This window comes from Lentzea waywayandensis (assembly GCF_900115955.1).
In the GTDB taxonomy this organism is placed as follows: Bacteria; Actinomycetota; Actinomycetes; order Mycobacteriales; family Pseudonocardiaceae; genus Lentzea; species Lentzea waywayandensis.
On sequence record NZ_FOYL01000006.1, the window covers coordinates 112,051 to 131,214 of the forward strand.

General features: G+C 69.2%; 19 protein-coding genes. 9 read left to right on the forward strand and 10 right to left on the reverse strand.

Features of this window, described 5'->3' with window-relative positions:
- Position 1: 1 nt before the first annotated feature.
- Positions 2-499, reverse strand: a complete 498-nt coding sequence (locus BM417_RS23675) for an RICIN domain-containing protein (RefSeq protein ID WP_177320562.1) — start codon at positions 497-499, stop codon at positions 2-4.
- 173 nt (positions 500-672) lie between these two features.
- Between BM417_RS23675 and BM417_RS23680 the strand changes: the two genes are divergently transcribed.
- Positions 673-2,355: an AfsR/SARP family transcriptional regulator gene (locus tag BM417_RS23680; protein WP_177320563.1), complete on the forward strand. Its 1,683-nt coding sequence runs from the start codon at positions 673-675 to the stop codon at positions 2,353-2,355.
- Here BM417_RS23680 and BM417_RS23685 read toward each other — a convergent pair.
- The gene (locus BM417_RS23685; RefSeq protein WP_177320564.1) at positions 2,322-2,684 is read right to left on the reverse strand and encodes a MerR family transcriptional regulator; all 363 of its coding nucleotides are present in this window, start codon (positions 2,682-2,684) and stop codon (positions 2,322-2,324) included. The genes BM417_RS23680 and BM417_RS23685 overlap by 34 nt on opposite strands.
- Positions 2,685-2,693: 9 nt before the next feature.
- Complete coding sequence (locus BM417_RS23690; protein WP_093599257.1) at positions 2,694-3,053, reverse strand: hypothetical protein; 360 nt, start codon at positions 3,051-3,053, stop codon at positions 2,694-2,696.
- A 99-nt stretch (positions 3,054-3,152) separates the two neighbouring features.
- On the opposite strand from BM417_RS23690, the gene BM417_RS23695 reads away from it, so the two are divergent.
- Positions 3,153-3,893 carry a hypothetical protein gene (locus BM417_RS23695; protein ID WP_093598382.1) on the forward strand — a complete coding sequence of 247 codons (741 nt, stop codon included), beginning with the start codon at positions 3,153-3,155 and terminating at the stop codon, positions 3,891-3,893.
- Here the strand turns inward: BM417_RS23695 and BM417_RS23700 are convergent.
- The gene (locus tag BM417_RS23700) at positions 3,890-4,105 is read right to left on the reverse strand and encodes a hypothetical protein (protein WP_093598385.1); all 216 of its coding nucleotides are present in this window, start codon (positions 4,103-4,105) and stop codon (positions 3,890-3,892) included. The two genes, BM417_RS23695 and BM417_RS23700, sit on opposite strands and share 4 nt — an antisense overlap.
- A gap of 104 nt (positions 4,106-4,209) precedes the next feature.
- Here BM417_RS23700 and BM417_RS23705 point away from each other — a divergent pair, with 104 nt between their 5' ends.
- Both BM417_RS23705 and BM417_RS23710 read left to right on the forward strand, forming a co-directional pair.
- The gene (locus BM417_RS23705) at positions 4,210-6,957 is read left to right on the forward strand and encodes an ATP-binding protein (RefSeq protein WP_093598388.1); all 2,748 of its coding nucleotides are present in this window, start codon (positions 4,210-4,212) and stop codon (positions 6,955-6,957) included.
- 171 nt (positions 6,958-7,128) lie between these two features.
- The gene (locus BM417_RS23710) at positions 7,129-7,701 is read left to right on the forward strand and encodes a dihydrofolate reductase family protein (protein WP_093599259.1); all 573 of its coding nucleotides are present in this window, start codon (positions 7,129-7,131) and stop codon (positions 7,699-7,701) included.
- Here BM417_RS23710 and BM417_RS23715 read toward each other — a convergent pair.
- Entirely contained in the window at positions 7,683-8,408 is a 726-nt protein-coding gene (locus BM417_RS23715) for a MerR family transcriptional regulator (RefSeq protein WP_093598391.1), read from the reverse strand. The genes BM417_RS23710 and BM417_RS23715 overlap by 19 nt on opposite strands.
- Before the next feature lie 56 nt (positions 8,409-8,464).
- Here BM417_RS23715 and BM417_RS23720 point away from each other — a divergent pair, with 56 nt between their 5' ends.
- Entirely contained in the window at positions 8,465-9,238 is a 774-nt protein-coding gene (locus tag BM417_RS23720; RefSeq protein ID WP_093598394.1) for a hypothetical protein, read from the forward strand.
- Positions 9,239-9,255: 17 nt separating this feature from the next.
- Here BM417_RS23720 and BM417_RS23725 read toward each other — a convergent pair whose 3' ends face one another.
- From BM417_RS23725 to BM417_RS23740, 4 genes are read right to left on the reverse strand one after another with little or no spacing between them, the layout of a single operon-like run.
- Positions 9,256-9,918 (reverse strand): HAD family hydrolase, encoded by a 663-nt coding sequence (locus BM417_RS23725; protein WP_093598397.1) that lies wholly within the window; start codon positions 9,916-9,918, stop codon positions 9,256-9,258.
- Entirely contained in the window at positions 9,915-10,787 is an 873-nt protein-coding gene (locus BM417_RS23730; protein ID WP_093599262.1) for a pseudouridine-5'-phosphate glycosidase, read from the reverse strand. The genes BM417_RS23725 and BM417_RS23730 overlap by 4 nt, the downstream gene beginning before the upstream one ends.
- Positions 10,788-10,794: 7 nt before the next feature.
- The gene (locus BM417_RS23735) at positions 10,795-11,019 is read right to left on the reverse strand and encodes a tautomerase family protein (RefSeq protein WP_093598400.1); all 225 of its coding nucleotides are present in this window, start codon (positions 11,017-11,019) and stop codon (positions 10,795-10,797) included.
- Between the two features lie 10 nt (positions 11,020-11,029).
- Entirely contained in the window at positions 11,030-14,893 is a 3,864-nt protein-coding gene (locus tag BM417_RS23740; RefSeq protein ID WP_093598403.1) for an amino acid adenylation domain-containing protein, read from the reverse strand.
- Between the two features lie 253 nt (positions 14,894-15,146).
- Between BM417_RS23740 and BM417_RS23745 the strand changes: the two genes are divergently transcribed.
- The 4 genes from BM417_RS23745 to BM417_RS23760 are packed head-to-tail and all read left to right on the forward strand — an operon-like array spanning position 15,147 to position 18,580.
- The gene (locus BM417_RS23745) at positions 15,147-15,794 is read left to right on the forward strand and encodes an ABC transporter permease (protein ID WP_093599265.1); all 648 of its coding nucleotides are present in this window, start codon (positions 15,147-15,149) and stop codon (positions 15,792-15,794) included.
- Positions 15,787-16,899, forward strand: coding sequence for an ABC transporter ATP-binding protein (locus BM417_RS23750; protein WP_218164532.1), 1,113 nt, complete (start codon positions 15,787-15,789; stop codon positions 16,897-16,899). Before BM417_RS23745 ends, BM417_RS23750 begins: the two co-directional genes overlap by 8 nt.
- Positions 16,896-17,630 carry an ABC transporter permease gene (locus tag BM417_RS23755; RefSeq protein WP_093598406.1) on the forward strand — a complete coding sequence of 245 codons (735 nt, stop codon included), beginning with the start codon at positions 16,896-16,898 and terminating at the stop codon, positions 17,628-17,630. Before BM417_RS23750 ends, BM417_RS23755 begins: the two co-directional genes overlap by 4 nt.
- A complete protein-coding gene (locus BM417_RS23760; RefSeq protein ID WP_093598410.1) occupies positions 17,627-18,580 on the forward strand; it encodes a glycine betaine ABC transporter substrate-binding protein in 954 nt (317 codons plus the stop codon). The genes BM417_RS23755 and BM417_RS23760 overlap by 4 nt, the downstream gene beginning before the upstream one ends.
- Here the strand turns inward: BM417_RS23760 and BM417_RS47900 are convergent, their stop codons facing one another.
- Entirely contained in the window at positions 18,581-19,102 is a 522-nt protein-coding gene (locus BM417_RS47900; protein WP_177320565.1) for a hypothetical protein, read from the reverse strand.
- Between the last annotated feature and the right edge of the window lie 62 nt (positions 19,103-19,164).

Genomic DNA, 19,164 nt, shown 5'->3' on the forward strand with positions numbered 1-19,164 from the left:
ATCAGCCGATGGTGAACTCCTGGGCGCGGTGGGTGACGCACGTGTTCTGGTGCAGCTTCGACTTGTTGTTGAAGTTGCGGCCGGCGATGTCCAGGCACAGGCCGCTGTGACGCGCCCGGAACTTCATCGTGCCGGACGCGGTGTACTCGACCAGGAACTGCTGGTTCCACTTGGTGGCGCTGCAGGTGTACTGGGTCGCGTCCGCGGTCGGGTCCTGGCTGGAGTCCCAGATGTCGATGCACTTGCCGCTGTGCGCGGCCTTGATGCGCACAGCGCCGCTGCCGTCGCCGACCTGCTCCAGCGTCCACTGCTGGTGGGTCTTCGTCGCGTCGCAGGTGTACTGGGCGATCGCGGCCTTGTTGGAACCGCTGCCGTCGGCGACGTCGAGGCACTTGGCGGAGTTGGAGTTGCGGAGCAGGTCGTAGGTGACGGCGGCGGACGAGGTGCCCGTGCCGGCGAGAGCCACCGCGGCGGCCGTCAGTGCGATCGCGGCGCTCATGCGGCGAAGAAACGTCCTGGACATCGTGTCCTCCGAAGGTCTGCTGACGATCGGATCCCTGCGACCGATCTGTCGGGAATGACACTGGACGTCCGGTGTTCGGCAGATCTTCGGCAACTATGTGATCGGCTGCTCAGCGGCCGTTCTCGTGCTCCTGAAGGGGAGTGTGGCTCGTGAAGTTCGGACTGCTCGGCGATGTCGAGGTCCGTGTGGACGGAAGGGTCGTGGACATCGGTCACTCCCGGCAGCGATGCGTGCTGGCGGTGTTGCTGGTGGAGGCGAACCGGCTGGTGCCCGTCGACGTGCTCGTGGATCGCGTGTGGGGTGAGAGCGTGCCGCACCGGGCGCGCAACGCGGTCGCCGGTTACGTGTCGCGGCTTCGGCAGGTGCTCCCCGACGAGGTGCGGATCGTCGGGCGGCAGGGCGGGTACGTGCTGACCGCCGACCCGATGTCGGTGGACCTGCACCGGTTCCACGCCCTCGTGGAACGGGCACGGGCCCAGCCGGGCGAAGCCGTTGCGCTGCTTGATGAAGCGCTCGGGCTGTGGCGCGGCGAGCCGTTCTCCACTGTGGACACACCGTGGCTCGCCGGGGTGCGGACGGCGCTGGAGGCACGGCGGTTCGCGGCGTTGCTCGACCGCAACGACCTGGTGCTGCGCCAGGGACGGCACGCCGAGCTGCTGGCCGAGCTGGATGCGACGGCGGCGGCGTTCCCGCTCGACGAAAGGCTGGCGGGGCAGGTGATGCTGGCGCTGTACCGGTGCGGGCGGCAGGCCGACGCGTTGCTGCGCTACGAGCAGGTCCGGCTGCGGCTGGCCGACGAGCTCGGCGCCGATCCCGGGCCCGATCTGCGGTCGCTGCACAAGAAGATCCTCACCGCGGACCTGGCGCTGCCGGTCACCGCGCCCCGGCAGTTGCCCGCGCCGCCGAGGTCGTTCACCGGCCGGGGTCGCGAACTCGCCGCCCTCGACGCCGCTCTGACCCGTGGGCATCCGATCGTGGCGTTGACCGGCACGGCAGGAGTGGGCAAGACGGCACTGGCGCTGCACTGGGCGCATCGGGTCGCGGACCGGTTCCCGGACGGACAGCTGTACGTCAACCTGCGCGGGTTCGGGCCGGGCGAGCCGATGGCGTTGCCCGACTTGGTCGCCGGCAAGCGCATGCTGATCCTGTTGGACAACGCGCGGGACGCGGACCAGGTGCGGCCGCTGCTGTCCCGTTTCGCTGGATGCCTGGTGCTGGTCACCAGCCGCGATCGGCTGACCGGCCTGGTCGCCGTGGACGGCGCGCATCCCGTCGCGCTGGATCTGCTGTCCACAGAGGACTCACACGACCTGCTCGCGGATCGTCTCGGCCGGCTCGCCGAGTCCGAAGCCGCGGCCGAGATCGTCAGGCGCTGCGCCGGTCTGCCGCTCGCGCTGACAGTCGTGGCCGCTCGCATCGCCTGCACCGGGTTTCCGCTGACCGAGATCGCCGCCGAACTGCGCGGCGGGCTCGACGCGTTCGACGGCGGCGACTCGGCCACGGACCTCCGCGCGGTGTTCTCCTGGTCCTACCACGCGCTGGGCCCAGAGGCGGCGCGCCTGTTCCGCCTGCTGGGGCTGCACTCCGGCCAGGACATCTCCGCGGAGACCGCCGCGACTCTCTCCGGAACGCCGCAGGTCCGGCCGTTGCTGGCGGAACTGACGCGGGTGAACCTGCTCGCCGAACTCCGCCCCGGCCGGTACTTCCTGCACGGCCTGCTCCGCGCCTACGCCGCCGAACTGGCCCTGGACTGGTTCACCGCCGAGCACCTCGACGTCCAGCTCTGCTCACCGAGGACTCAGTCGCTCAGCGCCGCCACCACCGGGCACTGAGCCTGGACGCCGTTCTCGGCGACGTCCAGCAACGCCAGGCGCACCCGGTCCAGGTCGCGCATCCGCTGTTCGATCTCGGCGACCTTGCCGGTGATCACGTCACCGACGTCGGGTGTCGTGGAGGCGGTGAGGATCTGCTCGACCTCGGTGAGCGTGAAGCCGAGCCGTGCCGCGCGGCGGATGAACTTCAACCGCTTCAACGCTTCCCGGTCGTAGTGGCGGTAGCCGCCGTGGGTGCGGGCGGTGGGCACGACGAGGCCGCGTCGCTCGTAGAACCGCACGGTGCTGATGCCCACCCCGGCGGCGCGGGCCAGTTCGGATATGCGCACCACCGGACGCTACCTCCGGACCAGCGCGCGCAGCTGCGCCGCGCCCCAGAACAGCTCGAGCACCAGGAACCCCGCCAGCGCCGGGGTGTGCCCGTTCCACAACGCCCAGGCGAACCAGAGGCTGAACAGAGCGCGCCCTGCGGTGTCGGCGGCGATCAGCAACGGTTCGGGGCGCAGCCAGCGGACGATCGACCACATCACCACGACCGTGCCGAACAGCGTGGAGAACAGGAGCGTCTCCTTGGTGTGAGGCGTGCCGAGCAGCTCCAGCACCAGTGCGCCGGTCCAGGGCGTGACGAACGCGATGCTCGCCACGAGGTCGTACAGCGCGCCGGCTTTGCCCCAGCGGGCCACGTGTTCTCGCGTCATGCCGCTCACCATGAGCCCTGCACCGTGGTGCAAGGTCAAGCCCGCGTCCGCCACCACTAACGTTGGCCGGGCGAGTGATCGTCGAACCGAAGGAGTCGCGTGACCGGCCAGATCGTCCGCCACGCAGGCCGGATCGAGGCCGTGCGCGTGCGGTTCGCGGCCGTGCACGAGGCCAGCGCGGTCGTCGTCGGGGACGAGACCGTGTACGGGCGGCTGTGCCGGTGGATCATCCACCCCGTCCTGGAGAAGCACGCACGGCAGGACGAGCTGGTCTCCTACGTCGAGGAGAACCTGCGGCTCATCGTGGCCGGGTTGTACGACCTCTACGGCGTGCGGCCGCCTCGCCCCGACCCCGTTCGGGAGGCTGCCCTGCCGTCGCTGGTCGTGCCGGTCGAGGACTCGGCGCGGGCGGCGTTGGAACGGATCGGGCCGCTGCGGGACGTGCTGGACGAGCTCACCGGGCTGCCGGACGTCGTCGCCGCACATGCGATGACCTGGTACAACATCGCGGCCGAGCAGCAGGACATGGCCGACGAGCTCGAAGATCTGCTGGAGTACGACGCTCCCGGGTGGAGCGGCGCAGAGGAGCATCTGCGGTTGATGGGCCACAACATCGACGCGATCCGGGGCCTGAGTTCGGTGTCGGCGGCGTTCGGGGAGATCACCGAGAGCGTCGGGGTGCTGGTCGCGCAGACGCGACGGCTCGTGCGGGAGCTGGTGATCAGCCTGGCCGTGGCGCCGACGGACGTGACGCTGTGGCGGCTGGCGTGCCGGATCGCGGTGTACGGGGTGGCGCTCGACGCCACCCTCACGCACCTGGAGGACCGCCTCAGCGGTTAGGCGGCTCGTTGCGCGCGGCGGCGGGCGATCTGCGGCAGGAACCACATGTAGACGCCCGTTCCCATCAGGACGAACAACGGCAGCAGCGGCACGTACGACACCCACACCACCGAGCTGTCGACGGTCAGCGCGACGGCCGTGAACACGACGGTGGCCATGAACACCATGCTCACCATGCGGTGGAACCGACGGATTCCCTTGCTACCGGCCATTTTCGCTGTCCTCCTGGGTCGTTGTTGAGGACAACGGTAAGTGCGAGGGCCGCGCCTCGCTTCTCGATTCCTGACCGGCTGCGGAACTAGTACTGTCGTGCGCCATGCAGTTCCAGTCCCCTGTGCTGGTCGGTCGTGGCGAGGAGACCTCAGCACTGCGGGCCGCGGTGACCAGGGCCGAACACCGTCGCGGCGGCGGGATGTTCCTGGTGGGGGAGCCGGGAATCGGCAAGTCGCGGCTGGCGTCCGAGATCGCCGGGTACGCCTCGCGCCGCGGGTTTCGCGTGCTCAGGGGCCGGGCGAGCCGGGCGGTGCCGTTGCGGGCGCTGTGCGAGGCGGTTCTGTCCGCTTTCCGCAAGGCCGACGCACCGGACGAGAAGCAGCTCGGCGCCTACCTGCCCGTGCTGCTGCGGATGACCCCGGACGCGCCCGCCGGTGTTCCCGATCCGGCCGTGGTCAGGGCCGAGGCCGTCCTGCGGTTGCTCACGGCCGAGAAGACCGTTCTGGTGCTGGAGGATCTGCACGACGCGGACGGCGAGACCCTGGCCGTCGTCGACTACCTGCTCGACAACCTCGCGGACGAACCCGTCCTGCTGATCGCCACGCTGCGGCCTCATCCCGATGGCGCGCAACGACTGGCGGACGAGGCCACCGCACGCCGGGCGGCCGGGACGGTGCGGCTCACCGGGCTGACCCACGAGGAGGTCGCCGAGCTCGCCCGCCACTGCCTGGGCGAACCGGCGCCGGACGACGTCCTGGCTCAGCTGGTCGAGGTCTCCGACGGCGTGCCGTTCGTCGTCGAGGAGCTGATCAACGGCGACCTGCGGGCCGTGCCGCCGACGGTCGCGGCGGCCACGTTGCAGCGGGTCGACGCGCTCGGGCCCGAGTGCGTCGCGGTGCTCGAAGCCGCCGCGATCTTCGGGCGGACGTTCCCGCTCGACGTCGTCACGGCCGTCGTGACCAGCGCGGACGCGCCGAAGCTGTGGCAGGACGCCGAACGCGCGCAGCTCGTCCACGGCCACCAGTTCCGGCACGCGCTGACCGCCGACGCGATCACGGGCCGGATGACGCCGACCGCGCGGGCGACGCTCGCCAGAAGGGCCGCGCGAGCCACGGAAGCGTTGCGTCCCAGCGAGTTGGAGCTGATCGCCGAGCTGTGGGAGGCGGGCGGCGAGACCGCGAAGGCCGTGGGCTGCCTGGTGCGGGCCGGCAAGCACGCCGCCGCGCTCGGCCGGTTCGGCACCGCCGTCGAGCTGCTCGAACGCGGCCAGGCCCTGACCGGCGACCCGGACCTCACCGCGGACCTGCTCGACGCGCTCGCCGCCGTCCTGCCGCTGGCCGCGGTCGTCGTCCCCGCCGACAACGGCGCCAGGGCCTTCGCGCTGGGCGAACGACTTCAGCAGGCCCTCACCGCGGCGCACGCCCAGCCCGAACGCCGTGCGGCCGTCCGTCTCGCGCAGGCCAGGGTCGCCGCCGTCGCCGGCCAGTGGGAACGCGGCCTCGACCTGCTCGCGACGGCCAAGGAGACCTGCGCGGACGTGGACGTCGTCAAGGCGACTCTCCTGCTCGGGCTCAACCAGCTCGACCTCCTGCCCAAGGCCCGCGCGCTGGCCGAACGCGCCGCCGCCACGGGCACTCCGGAGATCGTCTGCGAAGCCCTCGAGGTGCTCACCCGGTGCACCAGGGGGCAGGACCTCGCCGAGGCCCGTCAGCACATCCAGCGCTGGCTCCAGGTCGCCGAACAGCACGGACTCGCGGCGTGGCGGCTGCGGGCGTTGCTGGAACTGGGCATCACCGACAAGTACCTGACGGCCGGCGTCGACACGCTGCTGGCCGCCCGGCAGGCAGCCGCGGACGCCGGCGCGATCGTGATCTTGATAGCCGCCGATCTGCACCTGGGCGCGACCTACCTGGTGCGCGGCGAGTACGAGGAGTCCGCGAAGTACGGGGCGAGCGCGGGGGAGGCCGCCGAGAAACTGGGCCTGCACGCGTTGAAGGCGCTGGCCGTCGCGATCGAGGCGGGCATCGCGGCCATGCACGGCAACCGCAAGGCGACCGACAGGGCGTTGGCCCGGCTGCGTGATCACGGCGGGTCCGCGGAGATCTGGGCGTACAGCTCGGCGATCTGCGCGTTGATGGAGGAGCAGTACGACCGCGCGCTGGCCGAGTTCGACGAGCTGGAGAAGGCCGTCACGGAACCGCGGATCATCCGCGGCACCTTCTACCAGGGCCCGCGGCTGCTGGTGCGGGTCGCGCACGGCCTCGCGGGCAGGCCGGAGCACGAACGGCTGGCCGAGTCGCACCTGTCCCAGGTCCAGCTGCACCGCACGTACTTCGCGTGGAGCCGCGCGATCCTGCTGGGCCGCGAAGGTGAGATCGCCGGGGCCAACGCTGCCGCCGCCGAAGCACTGGACCTGAGCACCGGCCTCGGCCTGCCGCGCTACCTGGGCCTGCGGCTGGCCGGCCCGAGCGCGCTGGCGGACGGCTGGGGTGAGCCGCTGGAATGGCTGCGCGAGGCCGAGGAGCACTTCCACCGGTCCGGTGTGCCCGCCGTCGCCGCCGCCTGCCGGGCCGTGCTGCGCGAGGCCGGCGCACCGCGGCAACGCCGGCGCCGTGACCACGACACCGTGCCCGCAGACCTGCGCAAAGCCGGCGTCACGGTCCGCGAGTACGAGGTGCTGCGCCTGGTCGTCGACCGGTTCGGCAACGCCGAGATAGCCGAACGGCTGTTCCTGTCCCCCCGGACGGTCGAACGCCACGTCGCGAGCCTCAAGGCCCGCACCGGCCGCCAGAGCCGCGCCGACCTCATCACCTACGCCCGTCCGTTAATTGGGGGCTCCGCACCCATGTGAGCCGGCCCGCCGCCAGGAAGACTCCTCATCAGGCCGGCGGCGCTGGACTCGGTGGGGTGTTCAGCGCCGCCGACACTCATGCCGGAAACTTTCTTCGCGCGAGATGTCGATACCGGGCATCTCCCGTTCGACGCATTGATGACAGCAAGCGCGAACACCGAGGAGAACCAGATGCGCACCCTGATCGCCACCGCCTTCGTCTCCCTCGACGGCGTCGTCGAGGCACCCGGTGGCGAGCCCGGTCACCGCAGCTCCGGCTGGACCTTCAAGGACATCGAGTTCGACGAGGCCGCCTACGAGATCAAGGGCCGTGAGCAGGAAGAAGCCGCGGCCATGATGATGGGCCGGGTCAGCTACGAGGCGTTCGCCCCGGTGTGGCCGACGCTCGACTACTTCCCGCAGTACAACGCGATGCCGAAGTACGTCGTGTCCAGCACGCTGAAGGAGGACCAGCTGGTCGGCAACTGGGGCGACATCACGATCCTGCGGTCCCTGGACGACGTGGCCGCGCTCAAGGAGACCGACGGTGGCCCGATCTCGCTGCACGGCAGCGCGACGCTGAACCGCAGCCTCTCCGACGCGGGCCTGATCGACCGCTACCACCTGCTGGTGTTCCCGGTGCTGCTCGGCGCGGGCAAGCGGCTGTTCAGCGAGTCCGACAAGGACAAGCAGATGCTCAAGGTCGTGGAGAGCGAGTCGTACTCGAACGGCATCCAGAAGCTGGTCTACGACGTCGTGCGCTGACGCACCAGTTCCGACAACCGGATCCACGCCGGCGAGTAGTCCTGCACGTGTGCTCCGAGCAGTGACTTCTCGTCGGCGGTCAGCACCTCGTGCACGGTCTGCGCCGCCTCCTGCCGCAGCCGGGCCGCCATGACGTCGGCCAGGTCGTGCAGGCGCGGGTCGGCCGGGTCCCAGTCGTGGGCCTGGTCGTAGGTGACGTAGAACTGGCGGAAGTCCGGATCCGCCAGCTGTTCCCGCTTCTGCGCGATCCAGGTCGGTACCTGGTCCGGGTAGGCGGCGGCGAGCACGATCCAGCCGTCGCGTTCGAAGCGCACGCCGCGTTCGCTGACGCCCAACGCACGCAGCTCGTCCAGGTAGCCGGTGATCTCGGCGGGCAGGAACATCCGGTCGCCCGCCTGCAACGCCGCCACGCCGGCCTTGCGGTGCTCCAGCTCCTCGATCTGCTGGGTCAGGCCCTGGCCGATCTCCTCGACGGCCGCCGCGAACTGCTCGGGGGTCGCCCTGATCAGCTCGTGCACGCGGGTCAGCGGCACGCCGGCCGCCGTCAGGGTCCTGATGCGGATCAGGTCGACCACGGCCTGCGCGGGGTAACGCCGGTAGCCCGAGGCGTCGCGTTCGGGTTCGGGGAGCAGGCCGGTCTGGTGGTAGTGGCGCACCGCCCGCACCGTGACCCCGACGTACTCGGCCAGTCGCTTGATCGTCAGCACCCCGTCATTCTGAAGGCTTGACCTTGACGGTGCGTCAGCCTTCGAGCATTGCCGTCATGTTCACGAACTGGCATCGCCCACTCCTGGTCAACACCGCTCTCATGCTCGGACTCGCGCTGGTCGCCGCGTTCGGGATCTTTCTCGACGACCGCGAACTCCTCGGTGAGCCGATCTGGCTGAAACCGCTGAAGTTCGGCCTCGCGTTCGCCCTCTACTCCGGCACGCTCTCGTGGTTGCTGAGCACGTTCACGAGAGCACGCAGGTTCGCCTCCTGGATGGGGACGGCGTTCGCGATCGCCGCGTTCGCCGAGGTCGCGGCGATCACGACGCAGGCGGCCCGCGGCACGTTCAGCCACTTCAACACCTCGACCGACTCGATCACCCTGCTCGCCACGCAGGTCTTCACCAACGGCGTGGCGGTGTTGTTCCTCGTGCAGCTGGCGATCGTGGCGCTGGCGCTGCTGCAACGGGACGGCGACCGCGGGCTGAAGCGGGCGGTGCGCGCCGGTCTCGCGATGGCGACGTACGGCATGGTCGTGCCGGTGTACTTCCTGGCCACCGAGGTCCACCAGCGCACGGTCGTCGACGCCAACGGCCGGGAGATCGTGATGTACCAGGGACACGGCATCGGGGAGGCCGGCGACTTCCGGGTGCCCCACTTCGTCGGGCTGCACGCGGTCCAGGTGCTGTTGGTGGTGCTCTTCGCGCTGCGGCGGATGGACGAGGGCAGGCGAGCGCGGCTGATCACCGTCGCCGCGCTCGGCTACGCCGGACTGCTGGCCTTCGTCACGTGGCAGGCGAGCAGCGGTCACGCCCTGCTCCCGTGGTGATCAGGCTCTGGGGTGAATCAAGTGCACTCCCGCACCGCCGCCACGACTCCGGCGAACGAGTCGACCAGCCAGGTCGGGCTCGCGCTGAGCAGCTGGTCGACGCTGTGCACGCCGTAGCTCACGCCGATGGACGACATCCCGGCCCCGTGCGCCATGTGGATGTCGTGCGTGGTGTCGCCGACCATGACCGCGTTGCGCGGTGCCACGCCGAGCTTGCGCAGCACGAGAAGACCGGACTCCGGGTCGGGCTTGGGTTTCGCGACCTGGTCCGCGCCGACGACGACGGAGAACTCCTCGCGCAGACCGGCAGCGGTGAGCAGCGCCTCGGCGTTCACGATGAACTTGCTGGTCGCGACGGCGAGCCGGAAACCGTCCTCCCGCAACGACTGGAGTCCGTCGTACACGCCGGGGAACACCAGTTGCGTCGCCATCGGCAGCACGATCTTGCGGAACGTCGACTGGTAGACCTCGACGCACCGGGCGACCACCGGTTCGTCCTCGGGCAGCCCGAGGACCTTCGCGAACGCCGACGGCAGCGGCAGCCCGATCGTGCCGCGAATGGTCGGAGAGTCCACTGTGGGCAGATCGAGCTGGGCGAACACCGCGGCGAACGTCGTGACGATCCCGCGCGGGGAGTCGACCAGCGTGCCGTCCAGGTCGAAGATCGCGCAACGGTTCACGAGGGGAACTCCTTCGCGTGGGCGGCGGCGAGCTCGCCGGCGACCTCGGCGGTGTTGATCAGCACCGCCATCCCGGCCTTCGCGGAACGCCCCTCCGTCGCGCGGTCCACGGCACGCTCGAGGTACTTCGTTCCCGCGGCGAGCGCGGCGGTGATCACGGACTCGATCTCGGCGCCGTCGATGGCGTCCGCGGGCTTGGTCGGGGTGGTGACGAGGAACGAGCCGGGGTTGCCGAGCGCCCAGTGGCTCTCGATCGCTCGGGCGAGCACGGCCGGGTCGTCCACGCGGTGCGGACCGCGCAGTCCGCTGGACACGCAGTAGAACGCCGGGAAGTCGTCCGATCGGTAAGCGACGACCGGAACGCCGTGCGTTTCCAGGAACTCCAGCGTGAGGCCGAGATCGAGGGTGCTCCTGGCGCCCGCGCAGACCACCGCGACCTTCGAGCGGGTGAACTGGACGAGATCCGGCGAGACGCGGCGGGCGTCGCGGTGCACGCCGCCCACCGCGGCCGCGGACAGGAACTTCAGCCCCGCCAGCTCGGCCGCGATCAACGAGGACGCGACGGTCGTCGCGCCCATCGTCCCGCGGGCCAGCACGACCGGCAGGTCCCGGCTGCCGACCTCCGGAACGCCTGGTGTGGAAGCGAATCGCTCGATGTCGGTCTCCGAGAGGCCGACGAGGATCCGGCCCTTGTCGATGCCGATCGTGGCGGGCACCGACCCGCTCGCGCGCACCGCGTCCTCGACCAGGCGCGCGGTCTCGGCGCTGTCCGGGCCGGACCTGAGCACACCCGACGGAAGCGCCACGACGGGCTGCCCCGCCGTGATCGCCTCGGCCACTTCCTCGCCGTACACCAGGGGAATGTTCATCGGCACCTCAGTAGCTCGGGGTCTTGCGCAGGAACTCCTTGCGTTCCAAGATCTCCGGCGCGTAGACCTGTTCCTGCCACGCCTGCGGGTCGACCGGTTCCACGGCGATCGACACGACGCCCTCGTCGCAGCCGAACGCCCGTGTCACCGCCTCGGTGATGGCCGCCACCAGCTCGGACGTCTGCTCCTCGTTGAGCGGTGCAGGGAAGTGCTTGATGTTCACGTGCGGCATGCCGGCCTCCTCACGACTGGCCTCCCGTGATGGCGAGGGTGACCGCCTTGGTGACGGCCGCGATCAGTTCGGCCATCTGCTCGTCGGACAGCAGGACGGGCAGCCGCTCGGCCTCCTGCCGCACGGTGTCGCGCCGCCGCATGGACGCCAGCAGCTCGTCGATGTCGGGCTCGCGCAGCAGGCTGTAGTGATCGGCCTTCAGCTCGACGATCACCGGTTCGGTGACCGAGAAGCCCTCGCTGCCCTCGATGAACGAGTAGTCGTCGCCCTGCGCCTTGAAGATGGTGAGCGGCGCGGTGATCGTGCGCTCGGCCAGCTCGCTGAAGGTGTACTTGAAGGAGAACGTCTCGGTGACGATCTTGATGATCCGCCGCACGAGCTCGCTGTCGAGGTCGCGGAACTCGCCGCTGACGAACGCCGCGAAGCTGTCCTCGTCCTTCGCGACCTCCAGGCACCGGTCCAGCCGGGCATCGGTGATGCTGCCCGCGAAGACCGAGAACAGGATCGTCACGAACGCGCTGTTGTCGTAGGAGGCCTCGTCGCTGTCCCGTTCCGAACGCACCTTCGGCGAACCCGGCGCGATCAGGTACAGGTTCGCGACCTCCTCGCCTGCCTGCTCCAGCTGGTAGGCCGTCTCGAACGCGACCCGCGCGCCGAAGGAGTAGCCCCACAACGTGTACGGACCCTCCGGCTGAACTTCCTTGATCGCCTCGATGTCGGCCGCGGCCATCTCGCGGATCGTGCTGTACGGCGCCTCGCCCTCGTTGATGCCGTGCGCCTGCACGCCGTAGAACGGGCGCTCCGAACGACTTGCGAGCGTGCGCAGGTTCATCGGGTAGCCGCCCAGACCGGGCCAGCAGAACACCGGCACCGCGTCCCCGTTGGGCTGCAACGGGACCAGCCGGGAGATCGGGCCCTCGTGCAGGCCGTCGACGCGCCGCGAGAGCTGCTCGATGGTCGGCGACTCGAAGAGCACCTGCAACGGCAGGCTGGTGCCGAAGTCCTTGTTGATGCGGTTGACCAGGCCGACCGCGATCAGCGAGTTGCCGCCGGTCTCGAAGAAGTCGTCGTGCGTCGAGACGGTCTCGCGCTTCATCAGCTTCTTCCACATCTCGCTGATGCGGCGCTCGGTGATGGTGCGCGGCGCGACGAACGGCCGGTCCTGGTCGTCGACGTTGGTCTTGTCCGACTTCTCCAGGGCCTTGACGTCGATCTTGCCGTTCGCGGTGACCGGCAACGCGTCCAGCACCACGACCTTGTTCGGGATCATGTAGTCCGGCAGGAAGTTGACCAGGTCGTCGCGGATGAGCTCGGCCGGGCCCTTCATGTGGACGACGTCCTCCTTCATACCGGGGCTGCGGCGCTGGTCGTAGGAGACCTTGCCGCCCAGGAAGAAGTACGACGGGCCGTCCTTCTCGCCGGCCGCCTTCAGGACGTCGCAGATGCGCTTGGCCGACGGGAGGTCGTTGTTCGTCTTCGAGCTGTAGCCCGACGACATGAAGCCGAGGTCGACGTCGTTGGCGGACAACCGGTGCATGGTCCGGCCGAGGTCGATGTAGCGCCGCCACAGCTCGGCAGAACGGCCGATGGCGCTGATGCCGAAGCTCGCGCGTTCGTAGACCGCCTGGTTGATGGCGATGACGTGCTTGCGCAGCACCAGTTCGTCGGACACGCGCTCGAACTCGCCGTCGGCGTACCGGTACTGGCCGCCTGGCAGGTTCGTGACGCGGCCGGGGTGCGTCTGGACGTAGACGTCGACGTCGTCCTCGCGGACACCGGTGTAGGCGCACAGTTCGAACGTGCCGAGGTAGTAGTCTTCGTCGGAGACGTCCAGCAGGTCCTTGGTCTCGGGCGTGTAGGCGGAGGCCGTGACGTCGAGTCCGTAGCCGGGCAGGACCTCCTCGAAGAGTCCGACCATGTGGCCGGTCTCGATCTCGAGGACCTCCAGGATGTTGTTGAGGTACACCGACTCGATCGCTGCCTTGCGTCCGATGAAGTGCAGTTTCGCCTGTGCTTCGAAGCTTTCCGGCAGCGACGTGATCAGCACGAGCTGGTGGCGCAGCGGGTGGTAGTAGTACAACCCGCTCGGCAGGCCCGCGATGTGGTGCAGTTCCAGGTGGAGCTGGGTCGCGTAGAGCGAGCCCGGTGACGCGTAGCCGTACTTCGGCAGCAGCCGCTGGTCGCTGAAGTGCGCGCCGAAGTAGCGCAGGATCTCGCCCAGTTCGGCGAAGTGGATCGCCTTCGGGTCCTTGGAGCCGGCGCCGATCGGCTTGCGCTCCAGCAACCTGCGCAGGTCGGCGTCGGTGACCTGGCCGCCCTCGTAGAAGCGGTAGGACTTGCGGGAGAAGACGACCTTGCGCTGAAGGCAGCTCGCCTCCTCGCCGGGCAGTTCGAAGCTCTGCCGTTCGCTGAGGTCGTCGCGCACGCCGGGGTTCGACAGCTGCGCGCGAACCTGGAGGCGGCTGGACTTCGACTGGTGGTGCGAGCCCGCGTTGCCCTGGTCCATCAGGGCGGCTTCCTTGGGGTTCAGCTCCACGCACGCGATCAGGTTCTGGAACCCGGTGCGCTCGTCCTCCTTGACGATCACCGCGGCGTTGCGCACCCAGTCGTGCGTCTCGATCGCGAGCCGGATCTCGTCCAGCTCGACCCGGTAGCCGCGCAGCTTGACCTGGCTGTCCGCGCGCCCGGCGAACTGCACGGTGCCGTCGAGGTTCTGCGTCACGAGGTCGCCGGTGCGGAACATGCCGTCCACGAACCGTTCCTCGGTCAGTTCCGGCTGGTGCAGGTAGCCGCGGGCGACCTGGACACCGCCGATGTAGAGCTCGCCGATCTCGCCCGGCGTGACCATGTCGCGGTTGTCGTTGAGCACGAGGTACGTCGTGTTCGCGACGGGCAGGCCGATCGAGATCGACTTCGGCGCCTCGGCGAGTTCGGCGGGATCGACCACGTGCGACGACGAGTTGATCGTCGTCTCCGTCGGGCCGTAGAGGTTGATGAGCCTGACGTTCGGCATGTCCGCGACGAACGCCTGGGCCAGCGTGCGGGACAACGCCTCGCCACCGCTGAAGACCTGCTTCAGCGACGTGACGGTGTGGAACTCCTCGGTGTCGATCAGCGCCTGGAGCAGCGTCGGCACGCACTGAAGCGTGGTGACGCCGTGCTCGCGCATGGTATCGATCAGCATCTCCGGGTCGCGGTAGATGCCGGGACGGCCCATCACCACGGTGCTGCCGACCGCGGGGGCCAGGATCTCCCACTGCGCCGCGTCGAAGCTCATCGGCGTCTTCTGCACCACGCGCTTCGTGCCGTCGATGGCGTGGGTGTCGTGCAGCCACAGCATCTGGTTGACGATGCTGCGGTGCTCGATCATCACGCCCTTGGGCCGGCCGGTGCTGCCCGAGGTGTAGATGATGTACGCGAGGCTGTCGTGGGCGGGGGAGAATCCGTCGTCGAACGCCTCGTCGCAGTCGTCGAGCGTGACGATTCTCGTGGTGCTGGGCGCGAGTTCGGCCAGGCGCTGCTTCAGCGCGGGCTGCGTCACGACGACCTTCGTGCGCGAGTCCTCGATCATGTACCGGAGCCGCTCCTCCGGGTACTCCGGGCTCAGCGGCAGATAGGCGCCTCCTCCGCAGAGGATTCCCCAGGCGCCGACCACGAGATCGAGCGATGGTTCGACGAACATGCCGACGCAGTCGTCCTCGCTGATGCCGAGGCGGCGCAGATGCGTGGCCAGCGCGGAACTCTGCTCGAAGAGTTCGCCGTAGGTGATGCTTTGTTCACCGAAGACGACGGCTGTGCGATCGGGGTGTTCCTCCACCTGCTTGCGCAGCAGGTCCGGGAGGCAGCCGCCGTCCACTTCAGCTTCGTGCGACATCTCAGAAATCCCCCAAGCGGTCGACAGGCATGAGTGGTGCGAGCGCGTTCTTGGTTAGTTGAAGAACGTATGAGTAACGGCTCGAAACCCGCTGGAGTGATCTGCCTGGTGACCAGCCGAGGAGGTCTACCAGAACCGCCTTGAACGGCAACGGATTCCCGCCCGCTGAGACGGGTAGTTCGGTGGCGAATGGTTGCCCCATCGTCCACAGTGGTGTTGGGTGGACGCCAACTTCGAGGGCGGGGCCGCGAGGATGAATGTTCTGCAGTACGTGGCCGATCGCTGGGATCGGCTGTCTTTGCAAGCGTTTCTGCACGTCAGTGCTGTTGTGCAGTGCACGGTCCTGGCGACTGTGCTCGGTGTGGCGATCGGGGTCGCGGTCTACCGCAGCCCGGCCGGATCCGCGCTGGCCACGGCGTTGGCGAGCACGATTCTGACCATTCCGTCGTTCGCGCTGCTGGCGTTGCTGATTCCGGTGTTCGGGCTGGGCGCGAACACGACGGTCGTCGCATTGGTGCTTTACGCCTTGTTGCCAATAGTTCGCAACACGGTTGTGGGGCTCGCCGGTGTGGATCCGGCTGTGAGCGATGCGGCACGAGGGATTGGGATGAGCAGATTCGGGGTGCTGGCGCGCGTTGAGTTGCGCTTGGCGTGGCCAGCGATTCTGGCCGGAATGCGGGTCGCCACGCAGATGCTGATGGGGATCGCCGTGATCGCGGCCTATGCGAAAGGACCGGGTTTGGGATCAGAGGTGTTCTCCGGGCTCGCGAACGCGGGCAGTGCGAACTCGATGAACCAGGCCCTCACCGGAACGATCGGCGTGGTGATCCTCGCCCTGCTGCTCGACGGCGTGTACGTGCTGGTCAACCGTTTCACCGTGTCGAGGGGCGTCCGTGGCTGAAGGCATCGAGATCCGGCTCGACCACGTCACCAAGCGGTATCCCGGGCAGAAGGCGGCGGCGGTCGACGACTTCTCGATGGTCGTGCCCGCCGGGCAGATCGTCGTGTTCGTCGGCCCGTCCGGCTGCGGCAAGACCACGACCATGCGGATGATCAACCGGTTGATCGAGCCGACGTCGGGCACCATCACGATCGGCGGCGAGGACGCGCTCGGGATCGACCCGGACGACCTGCGGCGGCGCGTCGGCTACGCGATCCAGCAGGCCGGGCTGTTCCCGCACTTCACGGTGGCGCAGAGCATCGGGATCGTGCCGGGGCTGCTCGGCTGGGACAAGAAGAGGATCGCGGCACGCGTCGAGGAGATGATGGACCTGGTCGGGCTCGATCCCGGCGAGTACGCCGATCGCTTCCCGCGTCAGCTCTCCGGCGGCCAGCAGCAACGGGTCGGCGTCGCGCGCGCGTTGGCCGCCGATCCGCCGGTGCTGCTGATGGACGAACCGTTCGGCGCGGTCGACCCGATCACGCGCGGGCACCTCCAGGACGAGTTGCTGCGGCTCCAGAACGAGCTCCGCAAGACGATCGTGTTCGTCACGCACGACTTCGACGAGGCCGTGAAGCTCGGCGACAGGATCGCCGTCCTGGGCGACCGGTCCACGATCCTCCAGTACGACACCCCCGACGCGATCCTGGCCAACCCGGCGGACGACACCGTGGCCGGGTTCGTCGGTGCCGGTGCGTCGCTGAAGGCGTTGACGCTGACGCGGGTTCGGGACGTCGAACTGGGTCAGGCGGTGACCGCTCGTTCCGATGCTGATCCGTCCACTGTGGAGCTGGGGGACGAGAAGTTCCTGCTGGTGCTCGACCAGCGCGACCGGCCGCTGCGCTGGGTGCATCTGAAGGAGCTGAAGAACGCCCGATCGCTGGCCGTCGCCGGACGTCCGGTGCAGGACTCCGTGACGTTGCAGTCGACGCTGCGGGACGCGCTGGAGGCGATGGTCAACGAGGGCGGCCGCGCGGTCGTCACGGGCAGCCGCGGCGAGTACGTCGGCACGGTGGACCTCGCGACCGTGACCGACGTCGTGCAACGGCTGCGGGCGAGCGCATGACGGCCGAGCGCATCCGGTTCTGGGCGCAACCCGTCGCGGTGCTGCTGATCGTCGGCGGCGTGCTGGCGTGGGTGTTCGGCGGTGAGCTGACGGCGACCGAGAAGGGCACGCTGAACGCGTCGTCGTTGCTGACCGCGCTGCGCGACCACCTGGCGATGACGGTCGTGGTGACCGCGATCGTGGTGGTGGTCGCGGTGCCGGCGGGCGTCGTCGCGACCAGGTCGTGGGCGCGCTGGCTCGCGCCGGTGTTCCTGGCGGTCGCGAACGTCGGCCAGGCCGCGCCCGCGCTGGGCGTGCTGGTGCTGTGGTTCCTCGTCACCGGTGCTTCCGGCGGACTGTGGGTGGCCGCGCTGCCGCTCGCGTTCTACTCGCTGCTTCCGGTGCTGCGCAACACCATCGTCGGCCTTCAGCAGGTCGATCCGTCCCTTGTGGACGCCGGGCGTGGCATCGGCATGTCGGCGCCGGGCGTGCTGTGGCGGGTCGAGTTCCCCCTTGCCACACCGCTGATCCTCGCCGGTTTGCGCACCTCGCTGGTGCTCGCGGTCGGTACGGCCACGTTCGGCCTGTTCGTCAACGCGGGCGGGTTCGGGCTGCTGATCGACACCGGCTACAAGCTGAACCTGATGAAGGTCCTGGTGACCGGCTCGGCACTGGCGGCGGGTCTCGCGCTGCTGGTCGACTGGGTCGGCGCGGTGATCGAGCAGTGGTTCGGCCCCAAGGGGGTCCGGTGAAAAGGGTTCTGCTCGTTCTGGTGCTCTGCTTGTCCGGGTGCGGCCTGGACGTCAACAGCGCGTTGCCCTACAAGGTGCTGCCGGGCTCGATCCAGCCAGAGCAGTCGCTCCAGGGCGTCGAGATCACCGTGGGGTCCAAGGACTTCACCGAGAACATCCTGCTCGGCTACCTGGCCGAGATGGCGTTGTCCGCGGCCGGCGCCGACGTCGTCGACCTGACCGACCTGAAGGGCTCGCAGACCGCCCGGCAGGCGTTGCTCACCGGCGAGGTCGACGTCACCTGGGAGTACACCGGCACCGGCTGGATCAACTACCAGGGCAACGAACTCCCGGTGCCCGGCGGCGAACAGGCGCAGTACGACGCCACGAAGAAGGCCGACCTGGAGAAGTACGGCGTCGAGTGGCTCGCCTACTCGCCGCTCAACGACCAGTACGCGTTCGCCGTCACCGAGGCCTACGGCGAGCAGCACGGCCTGAAGACCACCTCCGACCTGGCGGCGTTCCTCACCCAGAACCCGGACCAGGCGGTGTTCTGCCTGGAGACCGAGTTCACCAGCCGCCAGGACGGTTTCCCGGCCGCGCAACGCACCTACGGCTTCCCGGCCACCGAGGTGAAGAACTTCGGCATCGGCACGATCTACTCGGCCGTCGCGGGCGGCACCTGCCCGGTCGGCGAGGTGTTCACGACCGACGGCCGCATCGCCGCGCAGAAGCTCCGCGTGCTGGAGGACGACAAGAAGGCCTTCCCGCAGTACAACGTCGCGCCGACCGTGCGCGCCGAGTTCCTCGCGCGGTACCCGCAGATCCGCGGCCCGTTGGAGAAGGTGAGCGCCGCGCTGACCAACGACCAGATGATCGAACTGTGCCGTCAGGTCGACGTGGAGGGCAAAGACGCGGGCGAGGTGGCGCGCGACTGGATGGTGTCGAAGGGGTTCATCCGGACGGACTGATCAGCGCATCGCCCGTCCGACCGGCGGCAGCACCGAGACCATCGACGCGGCCAGCCACAGCATCAGCGCGACGCCCGGCACGATGATCAGCGTGCCGCCGTGGTCGATCGTCAGCCGCACGACGGCGAAGACGTAGTAGGCGACCACGAGGAACCCGAGCGCGGCGAGGATCCAGCGCGCGAACCCGAGCCGGGCGATCACCAGCGCGGCGAGCAGCAACACCACGCCACCAGCGACGTAGGTGGCGACGATCGCCGGGTCGCCGTTGGCGATGAAGCCGCGCCCGAACGCCAGTCCGAGCAACGCGACCGCGGCCTCCGGGGTCTGCCGGATGCCCTTGCCGTCAGCGGAGTTCAGCCCGGCCAGCACGAAGCACAGCACCGCGACCAGCAGCCACAGTCCACCCGCGAGGAACGCCGGCGCGACGCTCGGCCGCAACGGCTGGCCCCAGCCGGGCGCCGGGCCGTACCCCGGACCGTGTCCCTGCGGTTGCTGCACCTGCCAACCCTGGTTCGGATGCACGGCAGCCACCCTACGAGCAGCCAGTCCGTGCCGCAGCGAATTCGCTGGTCTGCGGTACAACG